Origin of the sequence: Streptomyces sp. ME19-01-6, assembly GCF_033793745.1 — a bacterium.
Taxonomy (GTDB): Bacteria; Actinomycetota; Actinomycetes; order Streptomycetales; family Streptomycetaceae; genus Streptomyces.
Genome location: NZ_JARAXF010000003.1, coordinates 323,787 through 343,346, shown reverse-complemented (window position 1 = coordinate 343,346; position 19,560 = coordinate 323,787). Strand labels below are relative to the sequence as shown.

Annotated in this window: 21 protein-coding genes; 8 read left to right on the top strand and 13 right to left on the bottom strand. The window is 69.7% G+C overall.

Annotated features, from left to right (window positions below):
• Nucleotides 1-65: 65 nt before the first annotated feature.
• Complete coding sequence (locus PV419_RS08145) at nucleotides 66-881, top strand: NAD(P)H-binding protein (protein ID WP_319687094.1); 816 nt, start codon at nucleotides 66-68, stop codon at nucleotides 879-881.
• A gap of 67 nt (nucleotides 882-948) precedes the next feature.
• Here PV419_RS08145 and PV419_RS08140 read toward each other — a convergent pair whose 3' ends face one another.
• From PV419_RS08140 to PV419_RS08090, 11 genes are all read right to left on the bottom strand, one after another.
• Nucleotides 949-1,326: a hypothetical protein gene (locus tag PV419_RS08140; protein WP_319687584.1), complete on the bottom strand. Its 378-nt coding sequence runs from the start codon at nucleotides 1,324-1,326 to the stop codon at nucleotides 949-951.
• Nucleotides 1,323-1,538 carry a hypothetical protein gene (locus PV419_RS08135; RefSeq protein ID WP_415925256.1) on the bottom strand — a complete coding sequence of 72 codons (216 nt, stop codon included), beginning with the start codon at nucleotides 1,536-1,538 and terminating at the stop codon, nucleotides 1,323-1,325. The genes PV419_RS08140 and PV419_RS08135 overlap by 4 nt, the downstream gene beginning before the upstream one ends.
• Before the next feature lie 6 nt (nucleotides 1,539-1,544).
• Nucleotides 1,545-2,033, bottom strand: coding sequence for a tyrosine-type recombinase/integrase (locus tag PV419_RS08130; RefSeq protein WP_319687093.1), 489 nt, complete (start codon nucleotides 2,031-2,033; stop codon nucleotides 1,545-1,547).
• A gap of 506 nt (nucleotides 2,034-2,539) precedes the next feature.
• A complete protein-coding gene (locus PV419_RS08125) occupies nucleotides 2,540-3,622 on the bottom strand; it encodes a MerR family transcriptional regulator (RefSeq protein ID WP_319687092.1) in 1,083 nt (360 codons plus the stop codon).
• A 248-nt stretch (nucleotides 3,623-3,870) separates the two neighbouring features.
• Nucleotides 3,871-4,251 carry a hypothetical protein gene (locus tag PV419_RS08120; RefSeq protein WP_319687091.1) on the bottom strand — a complete coding sequence of 127 codons (381 nt, stop codon included), beginning with the start codon at nucleotides 4,249-4,251 and terminating at the stop codon, nucleotides 3,871-3,873.
• An 87-nt stretch (nucleotides 4,252-4,338) separates the two neighbouring features.
• Complete coding sequence (locus PV419_RS08115; protein WP_319687090.1) at nucleotides 4,339-4,662, bottom strand: helix-turn-helix transcriptional regulator; 324 nt, start codon at nucleotides 4,660-4,662, stop codon at nucleotides 4,339-4,341.
• Nucleotides 4,659-5,387 (bottom strand): site-specific integrase, encoded by a 729-nt coding sequence (locus PV419_RS08110; RefSeq protein ID WP_319687089.1) that lies wholly within the window; start codon nucleotides 5,385-5,387, stop codon nucleotides 4,659-4,661. The genes PV419_RS08115 and PV419_RS08110 overlap by 4 nt, the downstream gene beginning before the upstream one ends.
• Nucleotides 5,388-5,670: 283 nt before the next feature.
• On the bottom strand, nucleotides 5,671-6,030 hold the full coding sequence (locus PV419_RS08105) for a hypothetical protein (protein ID WP_319687087.1): 360 nt from the start codon (nucleotides 6,028-6,030) through the stop codon (nucleotides 5,671-5,673).
• Nucleotides 6,031-6,142: 112 nt separating this feature from the next.
• Nucleotides 6,143-7,774, bottom strand: a complete 1,632-nt coding sequence (gene mctP, locus PV419_RS08100; RefSeq protein WP_319687086.1) for a monocarboxylate uptake permease MctP — start codon at nucleotides 7,772-7,774, stop codon at nucleotides 6,143-6,145.
• Entirely contained in the window at nucleotides 7,771-8,052 is a 282-nt protein-coding gene (locus PV419_RS08095; RefSeq protein WP_319687085.1) for a DUF3311 domain-containing protein, read from the bottom strand. Before PV419_RS08095 ends, mctP begins: the two co-directional genes overlap by 4 nt.
• Before the next feature lie 160 nt (nucleotides 8,053-8,212).
• Entirely contained in the window at nucleotides 8,213-9,043 is an 831-nt protein-coding gene (locus PV419_RS08090) for a GntR family transcriptional regulator (RefSeq protein ID WP_319687554.1), read from the bottom strand.
• Between the two features lie 240 nt (nucleotides 9,044-9,283).
• On the opposite strand from PV419_RS08090, the gene PV419_RS08085 reads away from it, so the two are divergent.
• The 6 genes from PV419_RS08085 (at nucleotide 9,284) to PV419_RS08060 (ending at nucleotide 17,133) form a co-directional block, all read left to right on the top strand.
• Entirely contained in the window at nucleotides 9,284-10,555 is a 1,272-nt protein-coding gene (locus tag PV419_RS08085) for an extracellular solute-binding protein (RefSeq protein WP_319687084.1), read from the top strand.
• Nucleotides 10,556-10,560: 5 nt separating this feature from the next.
• Nucleotides 10,561-11,568 (top strand): sugar ABC transporter permease, encoded by a 1,008-nt coding sequence (locus PV419_RS08080; RefSeq protein WP_319687083.1) that lies wholly within the window; start codon nucleotides 10,561-10,563, stop codon nucleotides 11,566-11,568.
• A complete protein-coding gene (locus PV419_RS08075; protein WP_319687082.1) occupies nucleotides 11,565-12,392 on the top strand; it encodes a carbohydrate ABC transporter permease in 828 nt (275 codons plus the stop codon). Before PV419_RS08080 ends, PV419_RS08075 begins: the two co-directional genes overlap by 4 nt.
• 9 nt (nucleotides 12,393-12,401) lie before the next feature.
• The gene (locus tag PV419_RS08070; protein ID WP_319687081.1) at nucleotides 12,402-13,949 is read left to right on the top strand and encodes a glycoside hydrolase family 3 protein; all 1,548 of its coding nucleotides are present in this window, start codon (nucleotides 12,402-12,404) and stop codon (nucleotides 13,947-13,949) included.
• 65 nt (nucleotides 13,950-14,014) lie between these two features.
• Complete coding sequence (locus tag PV419_RS08065) at nucleotides 14,015-15,085, top strand: SIS domain-containing protein (RefSeq protein ID WP_319687080.1); 1,071 nt, start codon at nucleotides 14,015-14,017, stop codon at nucleotides 15,083-15,085.
• A 578-nt stretch (nucleotides 15,086-15,663) separates the two neighbouring features.
• Nucleotides 15,664-17,133 carry a PAS domain-containing sensor histidine kinase gene (locus tag PV419_RS08060; RefSeq protein WP_319687079.1) on the top strand — a complete coding sequence of 490 codons (1,470 nt, stop codon included), beginning with the start codon at nucleotides 15,664-15,666 and terminating at the stop codon, nucleotides 17,131-17,133.
• 198 nt (nucleotides 17,134-17,331) lie between these two features.
• On the opposite strand, the gene PV419_RS08055 is transcribed toward PV419_RS08060, so the two are convergent.
• Both PV419_RS08055 and PV419_RS08050 read right to left on the bottom strand, forming a co-directional pair.
• On the bottom strand, nucleotides 17,332-17,589 hold the full coding sequence (locus PV419_RS08055) for a WhiB family transcriptional regulator (RefSeq protein WP_003953983.1): 258 nt from the start codon (nucleotides 17,587-17,589) through the stop codon (nucleotides 17,332-17,334).
• A 317-nt stretch (nucleotides 17,590-17,906) separates the two neighbouring features.
• The gene (locus tag PV419_RS08050) at nucleotides 17,907-18,875 is read right to left on the bottom strand and encodes a diacylglycerol/lipid kinase family protein (protein ID WP_319687078.1); all 969 of its coding nucleotides are present in this window, start codon (nucleotides 18,873-18,875) and stop codon (nucleotides 17,907-17,909) included.
• A gap of 85 nt (nucleotides 18,876-18,960) precedes the next feature.
• On the opposite strand from PV419_RS08050, the gene PV419_RS08045 reads away from it, so the two are divergent.
• Nucleotides 18,961-19,524, top strand: coding sequence for a hypothetical protein (locus PV419_RS08045; protein WP_319687077.1), 564 nt, complete (start codon nucleotides 18,961-18,963; stop codon nucleotides 19,522-19,524).
• The last annotated feature ends 36 nt before the right edge of the window (nucleotides 19,525-19,560 follow it).

Below are 19,560 nucleotides of genomic sequence, written 5' to 3'. Positions count from 1 at the left end.
ATAGCCGGGCGGGTCAAGATCCCATCGTAGTTACTGAAGAGAACCATGAAGGAGACTTCGACCCCATGATCTTGGTGACCGGCGCGAACGGAAACCTCGGCTCACTCACGCTCGCGGCGCTGCGGGCCCGCGGTGTGGATGCCATCGGCGGCAGCCGTACGCCCGGCGAAGGAATGCGGCTCCTCGACTTCGACAAGCCGTCCGGCATCGGTCTGACCGGTGTCTCGACGCTCGTACTGGTCTCCGCGGGCTACGCGGAGGACGATCAGGTGATCCGCCGGCATGCGGACGTGCTGGACGCCGCCGCCCGCGACGGCGTCCAGCACGTCATCTACACGAGCCTCACCGGCGCCGGCGACCACCTCGGCTTCGCGCCGGCGCACCGTGCGACGGAACGGCTGGTCAAGGACAGTGGCCTGAGGTGGACGATGCTGCGCAACGGCCTGTACGCCGAACTCTTCGGCGCCCTGTTGATGTGGAACGGCGATGCGGTGGAATCCGCGTTCGGTGAGGGCGCTCTGTCCGCCGTGGCCCGTGAGGACCTGGCCGACGTGGCGGCGCTCGTCGCAGGCGATCCGGAGCGGCACCGTGAGCGCGTCTACGACCTCGTCGGCGCGCCGATCACAGCCCCCGCTGTCGCCGATCGCCTTGGAGTGGCCCACCACACCATCGGATTGGGCGAATACCGGCGCAGGCTCCTGGACGCGCCGGGGGTGTTGCCGTTCCAGCCGCCGATGCTCTCCTCGATCGCCACCAGCATCCGCCACGGCTTCCTGGACAACGCCGGTACGGATCTTGAGGACCTGCTCGACCACCCTTCGCGCGACCCGCTCGCCGTTGCCGTCGCCGCCGCGACCGCCGCGCGCCCGGGGCCGAGCTGAACAGCACGCTTCACTCAGTACCAGAGCGAGGGATGCCGGTCGGTGTCACTCGCCGGCCGCCGGCCTGTCAGTGCCGTTTTTCGAGGCCGGCCTCGCGGGGGAGCAGGCAGTCGAAGATCACCTCTGCCGGCCTCCCGGGCCGGTCGCTCCTGCCGCGTCGGCGTCCGGCCACCAGTGCGCCCACGACGATGGCCTGCACATCGGCCACGTCCACGTCCTTCCGTACCGCCCCGCCGCCTGGGCGCGGGTGGAGCAGTGTGTCGAACACCTCGCGCAGCTCCGCCGCCAGGCCCTCGGTTTCGGGGCCCATGTGTCCGCCCGCTTCGGTGATCGCCTCGGACAGGTCCTGCTTCGCGTCGGCTTCCGAGGTCATCTTGGTGAGGAAGGCGGAGAACGCCGGCCCGGCCGCCGTGTCCGCCAGGGCGGCGCGGGTTTCGCGCGTCAACTGCTCCAGGTGCTCGCGGACGACCGCCTCGAACAGCGCCTCCTTGGTGGGGAAATGGCGGTGGACCGTGCCCGGTCCGACCCCGCCCGGCGGGCGATCTCGTCCAGCGGGACCGCGATGCCCTCGGCGGCGAAGGCCTCGCGGGCCGTGCGCAGGACGCGCTCCCTGTTCCGTCGTGCGTCGGCGCGCAGCGGTCGCCCTTCGGTGCTCACTCTCGATCACCTTTCCATGTGGGGGAGTTGACCCCCGTGACAACCGGGGCGTGCGCCCCGCATATTGAGCAGGGCGCCTTTGCCTCCGACCAGGAACACGAACGGGCTGGTCGCGTCGGGCGGGCGTTCGTGCATCACGTAGCGGCTGACCGCGTCCAGGGTGCGAGGCTCGTGCAGGTCCACCACCCGCTCGGTGCGGGACTTGCCGCGGACCCCGCGCGGGTGGTCGTCGCGTTTGCGGACCGTCACCCGGCGCCGGCCGTAGGAGACGTCGTCCAGGTGCAGCGACAACAGCTCGCCCGGCCGCAGTCCGCCGTCCAGCATCAGCAGGAACACCGCCAGGTCCCGCAGCCGCTTCAGACTGCCGATGAACTGCTCCAGCACCGCCTCGTCCACCGGACGCGGCAGTCGCCGCGGCTGCTTGACCGTCACCGTGCGGCGCATCGGCTGCTGACGGCTCGCGCGGCCCATGAACGGCTGATGCCGGTCCGGCACCCGGGCAAGTGCGGGGTCAAGGCGCATCTGCATCGGGGGGCGGGCCGACGCGACGGTGCCCGCCGCAGGAACGCCAGCAGCCGCAAGGCATCCCGGCTCCGGAACTCGCGTTGTGCGACGAGAAACCCCGGTCGACCAGATGATCAGGAACCGGCAGGCCGCCGCGACCAACTCACCGTTGCCGTCGACCAACCGCACTCGCCGAACGACACCGCCATCACGGTCCTTGACCACCCGCACATCGGCCTCCCTGAGCCTCCACTCGAATGGCCCAACGAACCCTGCACCTCGATCGCCACGGCGCCGGTTCAGGCGTTACTCGAAAATGTCCAGATAAGGAGATGTACGGTGAGGTCAACCTCGACATGGACGCTCGCCTCGATCTCGCTGCGGCCACGTTGCCCGGCCCCCGCACCGCAGAGGCCGAGCCCAAGGACTACAACTGCAGCGCCTTGAACCCGTCCCCAAGTTGACCATCAACAGTGACCGAGTGTCCGTCCCAGTGGTTAGTTCTCCAGGCGGACAGGCATCAGTATCGAAAAGGTGTCCTCGGTGTCGGTCCGGCGGATCGCCAGGGGCGCCGTAGGGGCACCGAACTCCAGGATCAGCTGTTCCCGGTCTCCGGCGGCGAGGGCATGCAGCAAGAACTCGCGGTTGACGGCGACGTGGTCCTCGCCGTCGTCACCGTCTTCGCAGACGATCACCACGCCGTCGGCCGCCACCTTGAGCACGCTGAGGTCACAGGGAACACCGTCCTGCCCGCGCACCTCGCTTGCACGGACGGGGCCGGTTTGCACCGCCTCCCGGAAAGCCGTGACATCGACGAGGGCGCGGCGCCCTGCCGGCAGGCGGACGAGGCGGCGGTAGTCAGGGAAGTCGTGATCGAGGCACTGGCCGGCGGCCTGACGGTCCCCCGTCTCCAGGGCCACGCGGTCACCGTCCACAGTGAGCTGGACGGACGCGTCGTCGCTCAGTAGCGCCCGCATCGCATCGGCGAGCGGGGACGGCACGATGACCTGCACACGGGGTCCGCCATGGCCAGTGGTTCCGGCTTGTGCGACAGCCATCCGGTACCGGTCGGTGGCCACGACGTGCAGTACCTCACCCTCGATGTCGAACAGGAGGCCGCCGAGCGTCGGCAGCTCCGGGTCGGTACTGGCGGCGAAGCGGACCGCGTCCACCGCGGCGGCCAGCTCGGGCGCGGAGACAGCCAGCCGGGCAGTGGCGGTGCGGAGCATGGTCATGGGATTCTCCCTGTATTCGAGTAGCGCTCGGAGCGTGGAGAACTCACTGCGGGCATCGGACAACCCCAGTTCAAGACGGCGCAGATGCGCCTGAAGCAGCTTCCGTACCAGGTCGGTGTCCGCGCTGGACCAGCCGGCCAGCACCAGCCGAATGTCCGCCAACGGCATACCCGCGCGGCGCAGCCGGGCCAGCAATCGGGACTCTTCAAGCTGCTCGGGGCCGTACCAGCGGTAGCCGCTCACCGGATCCACCCAGGTCGGGACCAACAGGCCAGCACCGTCGTAGAACCGCAGGGCGCTCACACTCAGGCCACTGTCCCGGGCCATCTCACCAATACTGCGCATCTCGCTCTCCACACCCAGAACTCTGAGCCCTCCACCAAGTCGAGGGTCAACAGCCGGCCGACTCGAACACTGAACACCAGGGCGGGCACAGGGGCGAGACCGGCCGATGGAGGTCAGGCAGGACGAACGACCCGTGCCGAAAAGCGTGCAGGTACGTGCCTCGCTGCCAGCCAATCGACGGGTCGACCCAGTGCCACGACGACGCGGCCACGAGAACAACGAAGCGTCGACCGCGGTCGTCCCACTCCTCAAACATCGACGTCTCGACTTCGACGTTGCGGAAGGAGGCAATCCGCTGGCGAGCGAGTGCGGCCCAGCAGGGGTCGGACGCTGCCGAAGTAGACGTAGAGACAGGTGCGGGACCGGGGCTTGGCACGGCTGTCACCGTCGAGGAGGACCAGCAGCCAGGCACGGACGTCGCTGGCGAACCCGGCGGGCAGTTCGGCGGTGCGGTCGTCGATCCAGGGGCGGATCGCCAAGGTGGTGTCGTCTTCGAGCAGTTCCAGGTCGGTGAGGACCTCGGCGACCCGATGGCTGGAAGCGTGTCGCGGTATTCGCGTACGGACTTCGGTGAGCTTCACGGGCTTGCCGGGCGGGCGATTCTCCAGCACCGCCGTCAGGCCGTCCATCGCGCACAGGACGAGCGACGGTGCGGTCGCAGTAGGCCCGGTCTCGCCGCGATCCTTCGGGCAGCGGCTTGCCGCAGTGCACGCAGTTCATCGAGGAGGCAGGGACCTGCCGGTGCGGGGACGCGGGGTGATGGCCCGGGGCTGGCCCACCGCGGTGGCCTGTGAGTCGGTCGCCGGCGTTGGCTCTGGCACTCGCTCCGGCTCGGGCAGGAGCAGTTCCTCGACGCTGCAGCCGAGCACCGCGCAGATGACGTCCAGCTCGTCGAGCTTGACGGTGTTCGGCTGGCCGGACCACAGGCCCGACATCTTCCCCGCACTGATCACAACGCCGCGTCCGGCGAGCATCCGCTGGAGTTCGCCGGCCTTCCAGATGCCGCGGTTGGCGGCCGCCAGGCGAAGGTTCCACTTCACTGGACCAGACCTTTCCATCGGTCGGTGGTGCGCTGCTGCCCGGCTGCCCAGGCGGCTTCGACATGGGTGCCGTGGACGTGGATGTACCGGGCCGTGGTTCCGGTCCAGGTATGTCCGAGTAGTTCCTGGATCACGAACAAGGTCATGCCGGCGAGATAGAGCTGGGAGGCGCAGAAGTGCCGCAGCACGTGCGGGGTGAGCTTCCCGGCCCGGATCGGCAGGTGCTGAGCGGCGGCCTCGGCCAACGACCGGCGGTAGACATCCGCAGTCGCCCGCGAGCAGGAACCGTCCCGGTTCTTGCGCTCGGAGAGGAACAGCGGGGCGCCCGGCCTGGTGTGGTCGGCGTCAAAGTGGCCCCACACGTCCTCGATGAACCACCGCAGGTTGCGGTCGGCACCGTTGATCAGTGGCACCAGTCGCGGCTTCGGGCCCCGTCGCCGGGAGCCCTTGCCGTGCCGGACGTTGAGCTTACCGAAGCGGCCCAGCCCCCACCGGACGTCGTCCAGGTCGAGCATCCGTGCCTCGTTGATCCGCAGTCCCACGTCCGCCGCCAGCCGGGCCACCGCGTAATTACGGGCGGCCGGGCCGAATTTGCGGCAGGTCACCAGCTCCTCACGCCACCCCGCGAACAGCGCCTCGATCTCCGCTCCGCCTGGCGGGATCCGCAACTGCGGTTCCACCGAGGCCCGCGGCCGGTTCATCTCGTCCAGCGGGCACTCGACCATACGGCCGGTGAGGTTGTGCAGCTCGACCTTGTGTCGCAGCGACAGGGATGAGGGTTGCGCACCAGGGGCGAGGTTGGGTCAGAACAGCCTGCAGTCACCCGGACGAGGTGATGGGCCCAGGTCCAGGCACTCTCAGTCGTGCCAGGAGCTGGGGGACGAACGCAGAACTCGGGAACTATTGCTCGCCCACCTGCTCCAACCCCCTCGACGCCGTCATCGCCTTCGACGCGGCGGAGCAGATGCTCACCGTGCTCGCCGCCGCTGAGACCCGCTCGGCTACCGACTACAGGTCGCCGACGTGCACGAAGTCCCGGACCCGCACCGCAAGCCACTCCGAACACCCCCACGCCAGCCCGGCCAGCGTGGCCGCCACCACCGCACCCGACGCCACCACCCACGCCGTACGCCCCATCCGGTGCCGCAGCGTGGTCCGCGCCAACGCCCACATGGCGTACGTGAGCAGGGGGACGCCGAACATCATGAGCGGCAGTTCCACATACAGCAGGCTGAAGTCGCGCTCCCCCTCGAAGGAACCCTGAATCCCGGGGCGCGAGCCCCGCAGCCACGCCGCCAATCCCACGGCCCCGCCGACCACCGCCACCACGCAGCCGAAGACACCCGTGGATTCCGCGCGCTTTTCCATACTGGTAGGGATGTCGCCCGCACGATCGAGGTTGCGTGGTCGCGGTGCATGCGAACGGGCCGCCGTCCCCTCAGGGAGGACGGCGGCCCGTCGATACGAAGCGGCCGAGGCGTCAGTGGCCGCCGGGAGCGCCCGCCGTGGCCGGGGGGAGCTCGGCCTTGACGCCCGGGTCGCCCGCGTCCGCCTTGTAGTCGGCGGGCGACGTCTCGTCGACACCGTCCGGGGCCTTGACGGCGCGCAGGACGAGGGTGAGGACGACCACCACGGCGACGTTGAGCACGAAGGCCGTGAAGCCGATGTACCCGATCTCGCCGATGCCGGGGATCTCGGCGACGTTGCCGAAGTGCTTCTGGGTGGCGGCCGGGGTGTCGTACGCCTTCCAGGTGCCGTAGACCATGCCGACCGCCCAGCCGGCCAGCAGCGCCCAGCGGTGGAACCAGCGGGTGAACAGGCCGCCCACCAGGGCCGGGAAGGTCTGCAGGATCCAGACGCCGCCCAGCAGCTGGAAGTTGATCGCGACGGTCTTGTCCATGCCGAGCACGAAGATCAGCGCGCCGACCTTGACCAGCAGCGAGACCAGCTTGGAGACCTTCGTCTCCTGCTCGGGCGTGGCGTTCGGCCGCAGGAAGTCCTTGTAGATGTTGCGGGTGAAGAGGTTCGCCGCCGCGATGGACATGATGGCCGCGGGGACCAGCGCGCCGATGCCGATTGCGGCGAAGGCCACGCCGGCGAACCAGTCCGGGAACATGTCCTCGAACAGCTGCGGGATGGCGAGCTGGTTGTTGTCCACCTTCACGCCCGCCGCGATCGCCATGAAGCCGAGCAGCGCCAGCAGGCCCAGCATCAGGGAGTACAGCGGCAGGATCGTGGTGTTGCGGCGGATCACCTCGCGGCTGCGGCTGGAGAGCGTCGCGGTGATCGAGTGCGGGTACATGAACAGCGCGAGCGCCGAGCCCAGGGCAAGGGTGGCGTAGGCCCACTGGGCCTTCTCGCCGCTGGCCAGGGCGCCGCGTGGCGCCCCGGTCTTCGGGTTCGGCTCGGAGAACCAGTGGCCCGCTTTGGCGAAGATGTCGTCGAAGCCGCCCAGCTTGATCGGGATGTAGATGATCGCCACCACGATGACGATGTAGATCAGCGTGTCCTTGACGAAGGCGATGAGCGCGGGGGCGCGCAGACCCGAGGAGTAGGTGTACGCGGCGAGCACGCCGAAGGCGATCAGCAGCGGCAGGTCCTTGATGAACCAGTTGGTGTTCTCGCCGCCGCCCACGCCCATCACGTCCAGCACCGCCTGGATGCCGACGAGTTGGAGGGCGATGTACGGCATGGTGGCGAGGATGCCGGTGACCGCGACGGCCAGCGACAGGCCCTTGGAGCCGAAGCGGCCGCGGACGAAGTCCGAGGTGGTGACGTACCCGTGCTTATGCGACACCGACCAGAGCCGGGGCAGGAAGAGGAAGATCAGCGGGTAGACCAGGATGGTGTACGGGACGGCGAAGAAGCCGGACGCGCCCGCCGCGTAGATGGCCGCCGGGACGGCGACGAAGGTGTACGCGGTGTAGAGGTCGCCGCCGAGCAGGAACCAGGTGATCCAGGTGCCGAAGCTGCGGCCGCCCAGGCCCCACTCGTCGAGGTTGTTGGCGTTCTCGGCCGCTCGCCAGCGCGCGGCCAGGAAGCCCATGACCGTGACGGCCACGAAGAAGAAGATGAAGACGGCGAGTGCGACGCCGTTGACGTCGTTCTTCATTCCGCCGCACCTCCCTTCTGTGCCTGCTCCGCCGAGCGCAGCGCCCGCTTCTCACGGCGGACCAGGATGTACGCGACCGTCGTCAGCGCGGCCGAGACGGGCACCCAGAGCATCTGGTACCAGTAGAAGAACGGGATGCCGATGAAGGTGGGCTCGATCTTGGCGTACGAGCCGACCCACAGCATCGCCACAAAGGGGGCGATCAGGCAGAGACCGGCCACGACGCGCGAGGGCGTGACGACCGGTCTCCTGCCTTGCGTACCGGGTGTTCCTGACATTGGCGGCGGCTCCGTCCCGCGGCTGGGCACCTGCGTAAGTGACTGATCATTTGCTTAATGCGCAGGAAATCTAAGCCAGAGGTCAGGTGGACGTCACTACCCGTCCGTATATCGGTATGGGAAAGATAAGGACGCCGGACGTGACTTTGGTGGCGTGGGCTCAGCCGTTCGGCCGCTGCAGCCGGGCCACGAACTTGTAGCGGTCCCCGCGGTAGACCGACCGCACCCACTCCACCGGCTCGCCCGCCGCGTCCAGCGAGTGGCGCGAGAGCATCAGCATCGGCAGCCCGACATCGGTGCCCAGCAGCCCCGCCTCGCGCGGGGTGGCCAGCGAGGTCTCGATGGTCTCCTCGGCCTCCGCGAGGTGGACGTCGTACACCTCGGCCAGGGCCGTGTAGAGGGAGGAGTACTTGACCAGGCTGCGGCGCAGCGCGGGGAAGCGCTTCGCCGACAGGTGGGTGGTCTCTATGGCCATGGGCTCGCCGCTGGCCAGCCGCAGCCGCTCGATGCGCAGCACCCGGCCGCCGGCCGCGATGTCCAGGAGCCCGGCGAGCCGGTCGTCGGCGGTCACGTAGCCGATGTCCAGGAGCTGGGAGGTGGGTTCCAGGCCCTGGGCCTTCATGTCCTCGGTGTACGAGGTCAGTTGAAGGGCCTGGGAAACCTTGGGCTTGGCCACGAAGGTGCCCTTGCCCTGGATCCGTTCGAGCCGCCCCTCGACGACCAGTTCCTGAAGCGCCTGCCGCACGGTCGTCCGGGAGGTGTCGAACTCGGAGGCGAGGGTGCGCTCGGGAGGGACCGGGGTGCCGGGCGGCAGGGTCTCGGTGATCTCCAGCAAGTGCCGCTTGAGGCGGTAGTACTTGGGCACGCGCGCGGTGCGCGTACCGCCGGGGCTGTTGCCGGAGCTGTTGGCAGGGCTGGTGCCGCCCTCGGCTGTGGCTGTCGTGGCTGTGGTAGCCGTCGCGGCCGCCGCCGTCGCCCCCTCGGTCTCCATCGCGCGCCTTTCCGACCCCTGGTCTGCTGCGGTCACCGGCTCCTCCGTTTTCAGCGGCTCACATCGTGGCACGGCCTTGGCCGTGAGCGGCTGCTCGGCCCGAATGTCGTCAGGTGTCGGTCCGGTAACGGAGCCGATGGCGACTCTTGGTCACCCTTGACACCCCTAAAGGTCTAGGCCAAGCTGCGGGCACTGGTCTAAACCATTAAACCTCTCTTCCGGTCCTTTGAGGAGTGAGCTGTGAAGCGTGGGCTGTTTGCGGCGACGGGTGTCGCGGCGATGCTGGTGACCGTCGCGGCCTGCGGGGCCGGCGATGACGACGAGAAGACCGGGGCGGACGGCTTCAAGGGCCAGACGCTGACCGTATGGGCGATGGACGGGTCCACCCCCGACGGCTGGACGAGGGACGTCAAGGCGGCGTTCGAGAAGAAGACGGGCGCAAAGCTGAAGCTGGAGGTCCAGCAGTGGAACGGCATCCAGCAGAAGGTGACCACCGCGCTCTCGGAGTCCGACCCGCCCGATGTGATCGAGATCGGCAGCACGCAGACACCTGCCTATGCTCAGACGGGCGGCCTCGCCGAGCTGACCGACCTGAAGGAGTCGATCGGCGCTGACTGGGCCGACTCGCTCAACAAGTCCGCGGTCTACGACGGCAAGCAGTACGCCGCCCCGTGGTACGCGGCCAACCGTGTGGTGGTCTACAACAAGAAGATCTGGGCCCAGGCCGGGATCAAGAACACCCCCAAGACCCGGACCGAGTTCTTCCGGGACCTCGAGGCGATCCAGCAGAAGACGGACGCCGAGCCGATCTATCTGCCGGGCCAGAACTGGTACTTCTTCGACGGGCTGACCATCGGCACCGGCGCCGACCTCGTCAAGAAGGACGGCGCCAAGTGGGTCTCCAATCTCGCCGACGCCAAGGTCGCCAAGGCCATGGACATCTACAAGCAGTACCAGTCCTTCAGCGAGGCCCCGAAGGACAAGGACGAGGCCACCCCGCAGCAGGCCGAGGTCTTCGCCAAGGGCAGGACCGGCGCCTTCATCGGGATGGGCTGGGAGGCGGCCACCGCCATCAAGGCCAACCCGAAGATCGAGCAGGACATCGGCTACTTCACCATCCCGGGGGAGACCGCGGACAAGCCGGAGGGCGTCTTCCTCGGCGGCTCCAACCTCGCGGTCGCGGCGGGCAGCGAGAAGCAGGAGCTGGCCAAGGAGTTCCTGAGGATCGCGCTGTCGGACACCTACGAGGGGCAGTTGGCGAAGGAAGGCGGCGTGATCCCCGACAAGGAGTCGCTGCAGTCCCAGCTCAAGGGCAACGCCGCGGCCGAGGCCGCCGCGCCCGCCGCAGCGGGCGGCGGCACCACCCCGTTGATCCCCGAGTGGGCCCCGGTGGAGAACGCCCCGAACCCGATCAAGACCTATATGACCGCCGTGCTGAAGGGCAAGTCGCCGACGGACGCGGCCAAGTCGGTCGAGGACGAGCTGAACAAGCGCCTCAGCCAGGAGCAGTAACGGTCATGGCTGTCGTGACCACACGCAAGGACCCCGGCCGCCCGGCGGCGGCCGGGGCCCCCGGGCGCGGGGCGACGCCGGGCCGTACGGGCCCGGGCCACGGAGCGCCCCCGGGGCGGGGCCGGATCGCCGCCACCGCGCCCTATCTGCTGCTTCTGCCCGCGCTGGCCGCCACCATGGTGCTGCTGGGCTGGCCGCTGGTGAAGAACGGCATGCTGTCGTTCCAGAACCTCAACATGCGGCAGCTGATCCAGCACCTCACCGAGTGGAACGGCGTCAACAACTACCGCGAGGCGCTGACCAGCGAGGACTTCTGGCGGGTCACGGTCAGGTCGGTGGTCTTCACGGCCGTCAACGTCGTACTGATCATGGTGCTGGGGACCCTGGTCGGGCTGCTGCTGGCGCGGCTCGGGACGAAGATGCGGCTACTGCTGTCGACCGGTCTCGTCCTGGCCTGGGCGATGCCGGTCATCGCGGCGACGACCGTCTTCCAGTGGCTGTTCGCGTCCCGCTTCGGGGTCGTCAACTGGGTCCTGGACAAGCTCGGCTGGCACTCGATGGCCGACTACAACTGGACCGACAGCCAGTTCTCGACCTTTTTCGTCATCACCGTCCTCATCGTCTGGCAGTCGATCCCGTTCGTCGCGATCAATCTCTACGCGGCGACCACGACGATCCCCAAGGAGCTGTACGAGGCGGCCGCGCTGGACGGCGCCGACGCCTGGCGCCGCTTCACCTCCGTGACCCTGCCCTTCCTCAAACCGTTCCTGCTCGCCACGGTCTTCCTCGAGGTGATCTGGGTCTTCAAGTCGTTCCCCCAGGTCTTCGCGATCAACGAGGGCGGCCCGGACCGGCTCACCGAGACCCTGCCCGTCTACGCCTTCATCGAGGGCGTGGGCAACCAGCACTACGGCATGGGCGCGGCGATCTCGCTGCTGACCATCCTGATCCTGCTGGCCCTGACCTCCTACTATCTGCGGATTGTGCTGAGACAAGAGGAGGACGAGCTGTGAAGCGCCTGGCCGGGCGGCTGTGGCCCCATGCGACGGCGGTCGTCCTCTTCGTCGTCTTCGCGTTCCCCGTCTACTGGATGTTCAGCACGGCCCTCAAGCCGACCTCGGACATCATCTCCGAGGACCCGGTCTGGTTCCCGACCAACGCCACCCTCGAACACTTCAAGACGGCGATGGACGCCCAGAACTTCTGGACCCTGGTCGGGAACTCCCTCACCGTGACCGTCTCGGCGGTGGCGCTCTCGCTGATCGTCGCGCTCCTCGCGTCCTTCGCTCTCGCCCGGATGCGCTTCAAGGGGCGCCGCGGCTTCGTGGTGACCTTCATGATCGCCCAGATGGCGCCCTGGGAGGTCATGGTGATCGCGATCTACATGATCGTCCGCGATGGCGAGATGCTGAACAGCCTGGTGCCGCTGACCCTCTTCTACACGGTCATGGTGCTGCCCTTCACCGTTCTCACCCTGCGCTCCTACGTCGCCGCCGTGCCCAAGGAACTGGAGGAGTCGGCGATGGTCGACGGCTGCACCCGGCCGCAGGCGTTCGTCCGGGTGATCTTCCCGCTGCTGGCGCCCGGGCTGATGGCCACCTCCCTGTTCGGCTTCATCACGGCCTGGAACGAATTCCCGCTCGTGCTCATCCTGAACAAGGACCCCGGGGCCCAGACGCTGCCGCTGTGGCTGTCCAGCTTCCAGACGGCCTTCGGCGACGACTGGGGCGCCACCATGGCCGCCGCCTCGCTCTTCGCCGTTCCCATCCTGCTTCTGTTCCTGTTCCTGCAACGCAAGGCGGTCGGTGGTCTCACTTCCGGCGCTGTGAAGGGATGATCCTTCTCCATGACGACCTTCGCCCGCGGCTCGGCCACCCTCACCCGGGACGCCCTGGCCGTACTGCAGCCCGGCTTCACCGGCACCACCGCCCCCGACTGGGTGCTGCGGCGGCTCGGTGAAGGACTCGCCTCCGTCGGCATCTTCGGCCGCAACGTCGCCTCGTCCGAGCAACTCGCCGCCCTCACCGCCCAACTGCGCGCCGAGCGTGCGGACCTGATCGTCGCCATCGACGAGGAGGGCGGCGACGTCACCCGGCTGGAGGTACGGACCGGCTCCTCCTTCCCCGGCAACCTGGCGCTCGGCGCCGTCGACGACACCGCCCTCACCCAGGCCGTGGCCCGCGAGATGGGCCGCCGGCTCGCCGCGTGCGGCGTCAACCTCGACTGGGCGCCGTCCGCCGACGTCAACTCCAACCCCGACAACCCGGTCATCGGCGTACGCGCCTTCGGCGCCGACCCGCACCTCGTGGCCCGCCACACCGCCGCGTACGTCCGCGGCCTGCAGGGCGCCGGGGTCGCCGCCTGCACCAAGCACTTCCCCGGGCACGGCGACACCGCCGTCGACTCCCACCACGCCATGCCGCGCATCGACGCCGACCTCGACACCCTCACCGCCCGCGAACTGATCCCCTTCCGGGCCGCCGTGGCCGCCGGCACCAAGGCCGTGATGAGCGCCCACATCCTGGTGCCCGCGCTCGACCCCGCCCTGCCCGCCACCCTCAGCCAGGCCGCGCTGCACGGCCTGCTGCGCGCCCCCGTCACCGAGGGCGGCCTCGGCTTCGAAGGGCTCATCGTCACCGACGGCATGGAGATGCGGGCCATCTCCGCCGCGTACGGCATCGAGCGCGGCAGCGTGCTCGCCATCGCCGCGGGCGCCGACGCGATCTGCGTCGGCGGCGGGCTCTGTGACGAGGACACCGTGGTGCGGCTGCGCGACGCGCTGGTCGCCGCGGTACGGGCCGGGGAACTGCCCGAGGCACGGCTCGCCGACGCCGCGGCCCGGGTGCGCGCCCTGGGCGACTGGGCCCGGCACTCCGGAGGGCCGGGGGCTGCGGAGGGGATCGCGCCCGCCCCCGAGGCGGGCCTGCGCGCCGCCCGCCGGGCGCTGCGGACCACCCCGGGCGAGCAGCCGTACGAGCCGCCCGCCGGCCCCGCGTTCGTCGCCGCCTTCACCCCCGTGGCCAACATCGCCGTCGGCGACGAAACCCCCTGGGGCGTCGCCGCCGAACTGGCCCGGCTGCTCCCCGGCACCGGAACCGCCACCTACGGCCGGCGGGACGCCGAAAGCGGTGGTGCGCCCGCATTGATCGCAAATGTGCTGAGGGAGGCGGCGGATCGTAGGATCGTCGCAGTGGTACGCGATGTCCACCGCCACCCCTGGATGGCCGATGCCCTGGACACCCTGCTCGCCGCCCGGCCCGAGACGGTCGTCGTCGAGATGGGCGTACCCCAGGCGCCGCCGACCGGAGCGCTGCACATCGCGACTCACGGCGCCGCCCGGGTCTGTGGGCTGGCCGCCGCGGAGGTCATCACCGGCGGCGTGGCCGGGGGATGACACCACCGCCCCGCTCGGCCCGCACCGCGGGCCCGGCACAGCACAGCCAACTGGAGGCACCCAGCATGTCCGCCACGACTCCGGCCCAGCACAGCGACCAGCCGGGCCGGATCATGTCCGGGGAGATGGCCGAGCAGCCCGCGGTGCTGCGCCGGATCCTCGACGAGGGCGCGCCCCGCATCCGTGAGACCGCCGAGCGCATCGCCGCGCGCAACCCGCGCTTCGTACTCCTCACCGCGCGGGGCACATCCGACAACGCGGCGCTGTACGCGAAGTATCTGATCGAGGTCCTGCTGGGCAAGCCGTGCGGCCTCACCTCCATGTCCACCACCACCGCGTACGGAGCCGAGCAGGACCTGACCGACGTACTGGTGATCACGGTCAGCCAGTCCGGCGGCTCCCCGGACCTGGTCGCCTCCACCGAGGCCGCCCGCGAGGCCGGAGCGATCACCCTCGCGGTCACCAACAACCCCGACTCCCCGCTGGCCGCCGTCTCCGAGTTCCACATCGACGTGCTGGCCGGCCCGGAGAACGCGCTCCCCGCGACCAAGACCTACACCGCCGAACTGCTCGCCCTCTACCTCTTCGTCGAGGGCCTGCGCGGCGGCGACGGCGCGGCCGCCAAGGTCCTCCCCGAACTGGCCCAGCAGATCCTGAACCGCCAGGACGAGGTCAAGCAGCTGGCCGGCCGCTACCGCTTCGCCGAGCGCATGGTCATCACCTCCCGCGGCTACGGCTACCCCACCGCCAAGGAGGCCGCGCTGAAGCTGATGGAGACCAGCTACATCCCGGCGCTGTCCTACTCCGGCGCCGACCTGCTGCACGGCCCGCTGGCCATGGTCGACAACATCTCGCCGGTGATCGCGATCGTCACCGAGGGCAAGGGCGGCCAGGCCCTGCAGCCGGTCCTGGAGCGGCTCCGCGGCCGCGGCGCGGACCTGGTCGTCATCGGCGCCCAGGCCGAGGTCGACCAGGCCTCGGCGGGCTTCGCGCTGCCCACGGACGGAGTGGCCGAGGAGGTCCAGCCGATCCTGGAGATCCTGCCGCTGCAGCTGCTCGCGTACGAGGTGACCATCGCCCGAGGCCAGGACCCCGATGCGCCGCGCGCGCTGGCGAAGGTGACCGAGACGCGCTGAGCGACGGCGCCGGTCGGAGGCCGGCCGGCCGTCCGAAGCTTGGGAGGCCCCCTGGGGCCGAGCAATGCGAGGGCGGCCATCAGGGCTTGGTCGCGCCGCGCGCGCTGGCGAAGGTGACCGAGACCCGCTGAGGCTGCCACCCCCCACCGGCTCCCGCGCTTCCCCGCGAAGCGCGGGAGCCTTTTGTTCGGGACGCTGAGAGCTGCTGGGAGAGAGCTGTTCGGGGGAGAGAGGACGCCGGTCGGAGGCCGGCGCGCCGCCCGAAGCCTGGGAGGCCCTCTGGGGCCGAGCAGTGCGAGGGCGGCAACAAGGGGCAGCTACCCGCGGGCCGCGGCGCCAGAGCGGGACCCTCAACCCGCCCGGCACCGCAGCCCGGAGTTGCATCGGCCGCAGCCGGCCGATCTGAGGCCCCCGGAGCGGTCAGGGCAGAGCACCCCGTGTGCCTCGATCCACCCTCCTGTGCGGGGAGGGCGGAAGATCGCAGTGCGCCTATTGTGGACTAGACCAGTCTCGCCTGTCCACGGCTCTGCGCGGAAAGGCTGAAAGGCATGTCCGGGTAGGCTCACAACGTGCCCTCCATGAACGACCTCGTACGCCAGCACACCGCGCTCAGCGACTCCGACCTCGAGTGGCTCCACCTGCTGGTATCGGAGTGGCAGCTGCTCTCCGACCTCTCCTTCGCCGATCTCGTCCTGTGGGTCCCCACCCGCGACGGCACCCGCTACGTGTCGGTGGCCCAGATGCGCCCCAACACCGGGCCCACCTCCTACCAGGACGACATGGTCGGACATCTCGCCCCCCGCGGCCGCCGCCCGATGCTCGACGCCGCCCTCGACGAGGGCCGTATCGTCCGGGAGGGCGACCCCGAGTGGCGGGAGGAGGTCCCGGTCCGGGTCGAGTCCATCCCGGTCCGCCGGGAGGGCCGGGTGCTCGGAGTGATCGCCCGTAACACCAATCTGCTGACCGTCCGGACCCCCAGCCGACTCGAGCTCACCTATCTCCAGAGCGCCTCCGACCTCGCCCAGATGATCGCCGCAGGATCGTTTCCCTTCCCTGAGCAGCAGGTCGACATGGACGCCTCGCCCCGCGCGGGCGACGGGCTGATCCGGCTCGACGCGGAGGGCGTCGTCCAGTACGCAAGCCCCAACGCCCTGTCCGCCTACCACCGCCTCGGCCTGGCCGCCGACCTGGTCGGCCACCACCTCGGCCAGACCACCGCCGAACTCGCCCCCGTACGGGGGCCGGTGGACGAGGCGCTGGTCAAGCTGGCGAGCGGCTGGGCGCCGCGCGAGTTCGAGGTGGAGGGCCACGAGGGGGTCATCCAGCTGCGGGCCATCCCGCTCAAGCCCAAGGGCACGCACATCGGTTCGCTCGTCCTGCTCCGGGACGTCACCGAGCTGCGCCGCCGCGAGCGCGAGTTGATCACCAAGGACGCCACCATCCGGGAGATCCACCACCGGGTGAAGAACAACCTCCAGACCGTGGCCGCCCTGCTGCGGCTCCAGGCCCGCCGGATGGACTCCGACCAGGGGCGGGAGGCGCTCAACGAGGCAGTGCGCAGGGTCGGCTCGATCGCGATCGTGCATGAGACGCTGTCCCAGAATCTGGACGAGCGGGTCGAGTTCGACGAGATCGCCGACCGGGTCCTGGCCATGGTGGCCGAGATATCCCCGGGCAAGGTCACCGGCCATCGCGCCGGCCGCTTCGGCATCCTCGACGCCGAGGTCGCCACCCCGCTGTCCATGGTGCTGACCGAGGTGCTGCAGAACGCGCTGGAACACGGCTTCGGGCCGGGGGAGCTGGGCACGGTCGAGGTGGCGGCGGTGCGCGGCGGCACCGGCGCGGACGGGCGGCTGCTGGTCACCGTCGAGGACGACGGGCGCGGGCTGCCGGAGGGGTTCGACCCGCAGCGGGCGGGCAACCTCGGCCTGCAGATCGTGCGCACGCTGGTGGAGGGGGAACTGGGCGGGACGTTCGACATGGTGCCCGCGCCCGAGCGCGGCACCCGGGTCGTCCTGGACATTCCGGTACGGGCGGAGAAGCACTGACCCGGCGCCGGGTCTCGCCGGGCTGGGGCGCGACGGGTCTCGCCGGGCCGGATTTTCGGGTGAGACCTTCAGCACACACTCACATTCTGAGCACAGCACTGAGCCCCGGACCGGGAGTGGTCCGGGGCTCAAAGCTCACGTTGCTGTGCGCATCGGGGTTACTGCGCGCTGCGGCTCGGGGGCCACGGGGTGTGGGCGTCAGGCGCTGGCGTTGCGTGCCCGGTTGCGGGCGGCACGGCGCTTCATCGCGCGGCGCTCGTCCTCGCTGAGTCCACCCCAGACGCCGGAGTCCTGGCCGGACTCAAGCGCCCACTGCAGGCACTGCTCCATGACGGGGCAGCGGCGGCAGACGGCCTTGGCTTCCTCGATCTGCAGCAGCGCAGGACCGGTGTTGCCGATGGGGAAGAACAGCTCGGGGTCTTCCTCGCGGCAAACGGCGTTGTGACGCCAGTCCATGGCTGCTCCATCTCCTCGTGTTGCGGAAAAGTGCTTGTGAATGTGAACGCTTTCACGAACCCCTCGACAAGGGTAGGGACGTCAACCAGTTGGGGCTGGTGCGGTCCCGTGGAATGAGGAAGGGGATTCGGGCTCTCAAGGGGGCCTTCTGGAGGCCGTCCCGATCGCCAAGAAGAGATTCGCAAACCTCGGCGGCGGATACAACCCCTTCCGGAAAGTTTTTTTTGATTCCTTGGTGTCGGCTCTGTCACAGCCCTACTTCCGGGGGGTGGAAGCCAGGCTAAACGTTCGACTGGAAGGACTTTTTGCGGTCTCACTCACACAATCACACGCAGTGCACGGCGTACGCCTGTGAACGTCACGCTCGTACGCAGTCCCAGGTGGTCACCGTCCATCTGAAACGGCAGTGGCGCCTGCGATTGCAAGGTGAAGTCCGTCAGGTCGTGCAGTGAGACCGCGTGCTTGCCGCGGGGCCCTCGATCGGGGCTGGAGGTCAGCAGCTGGGTCACGTAGCGGGTGGCCGCCGACGTGGACAGTTTGGAGAGTCCAAGCACGTCAAGGGCGGTGTCGAAGGACGCCTCGGGCAGGGCGTAGATCGGGCGGTTGCCCAGATAGGTCCACGGGACGGTGTTGCAGACTATGGACACCACGAGCCGCTCGACGGGGTCCTCGTTCGGTCGCTTGAGGGTGATGGTCCCCTCGCGGCGGTGCGGCTCGCCGAGGAATTGCCGCACCACCTGGCGTATGTAGAGCGCGTGGGTCGAACGCTTGCCGCGTTCGCGCTGTTGTTCGACTCGGCCGATCACGCCCGCGTCGAAGCCGAAGCCCGCGCAGAAGGTGAACCAGCGGGCGGGCACCGACTCGTCCGGGGTGCCCGGGGTGCCCGCCGCGAGCCCGAGGCCCACGGTGCGCTCGGTGCCGTCCCGCAACGCGTCCAGCAGGGCGCCGGTCGCCTCCACGACGTGGTTGGGCAGGCCGAGGGCGCGGGCGAAGACATTGGTGGACCCGCCGGGGACGACGGCGAGACGGGGCAGCGCGTCCGGATCAGGGCCGTGGTGCAGCAGCCCGTTGACCACCTCGTTGACCGTGCCGTCACCCCCGAGGGCGACGACCAGCTCGTGTGTGCCCCCCTCCGCGGCCCGCCGGGCCAGGTCGCGGGCGTGCCCCCGGTACTCCGTGGTCGCCACGTCCAGCTTCAGGTCGCTGGCGAGCGCGTGGATCAGGACGTCGCGGGTGCGGGCACTGGTGGTGGTTGCTGCCGGATTGACCACGATGAGCGCGCGCATGCGATGCAGCCTACCCACTGACCGTGAACCGGCCATAACCGCGGCCTGGCCCCGGCCCGACCCGGGCGGCGGCTACGCTGCTGGGGTGAGCAGTAAGAAGTCCGCCACCGCCAAGAAGGCCAGGCCCGCGAAGACGGCGAAGCCGACTGCGACGGCTCCGAAGAATCCCCGGGCGACGGCCGAGCCGGCCGCCCAGGCCAAGGGAGCCGGGGGGACCAAGGCCGCCAAGGCCACCCCCGCCGACGCTGTCCCCTCCGGCCCCCGCCCGACCCGGATCACGGCGGCCGCGGTGCTGGCCGCCGCCGAGGCCGTGGTATTGGTCGGCATGGGGGTGTACGTACTGATCATGGGGCTGACCGGGGACCCGGAGAGCCCGCAGCAGGCCGAGATGCTCGGCGTGACCGTGCTGGCGCTGGCCGTGCTGCCGCTGGCCGCGGCCCGCGGGCTGTGGCTCCGCCGGCGGTGGAGCCGCGGGCCCGCGATGATCACTCAGCTCATGGCGCTGCCCGTGGCCTGGACGCTGGTGCAGAACGGCGGCGGGCTGATCGCCGTCGGGGTGGTCACCGCCGTCGCGGCCTTCGCCGTCCTGGCACTGCTGATCAACCCGACGGCGACAGAGGCCCTGGGCATCGGCCCGCGCGACGCCTGATCCCTCTTCGCCCGATCTCTCTTCTCGGTCTTTTCC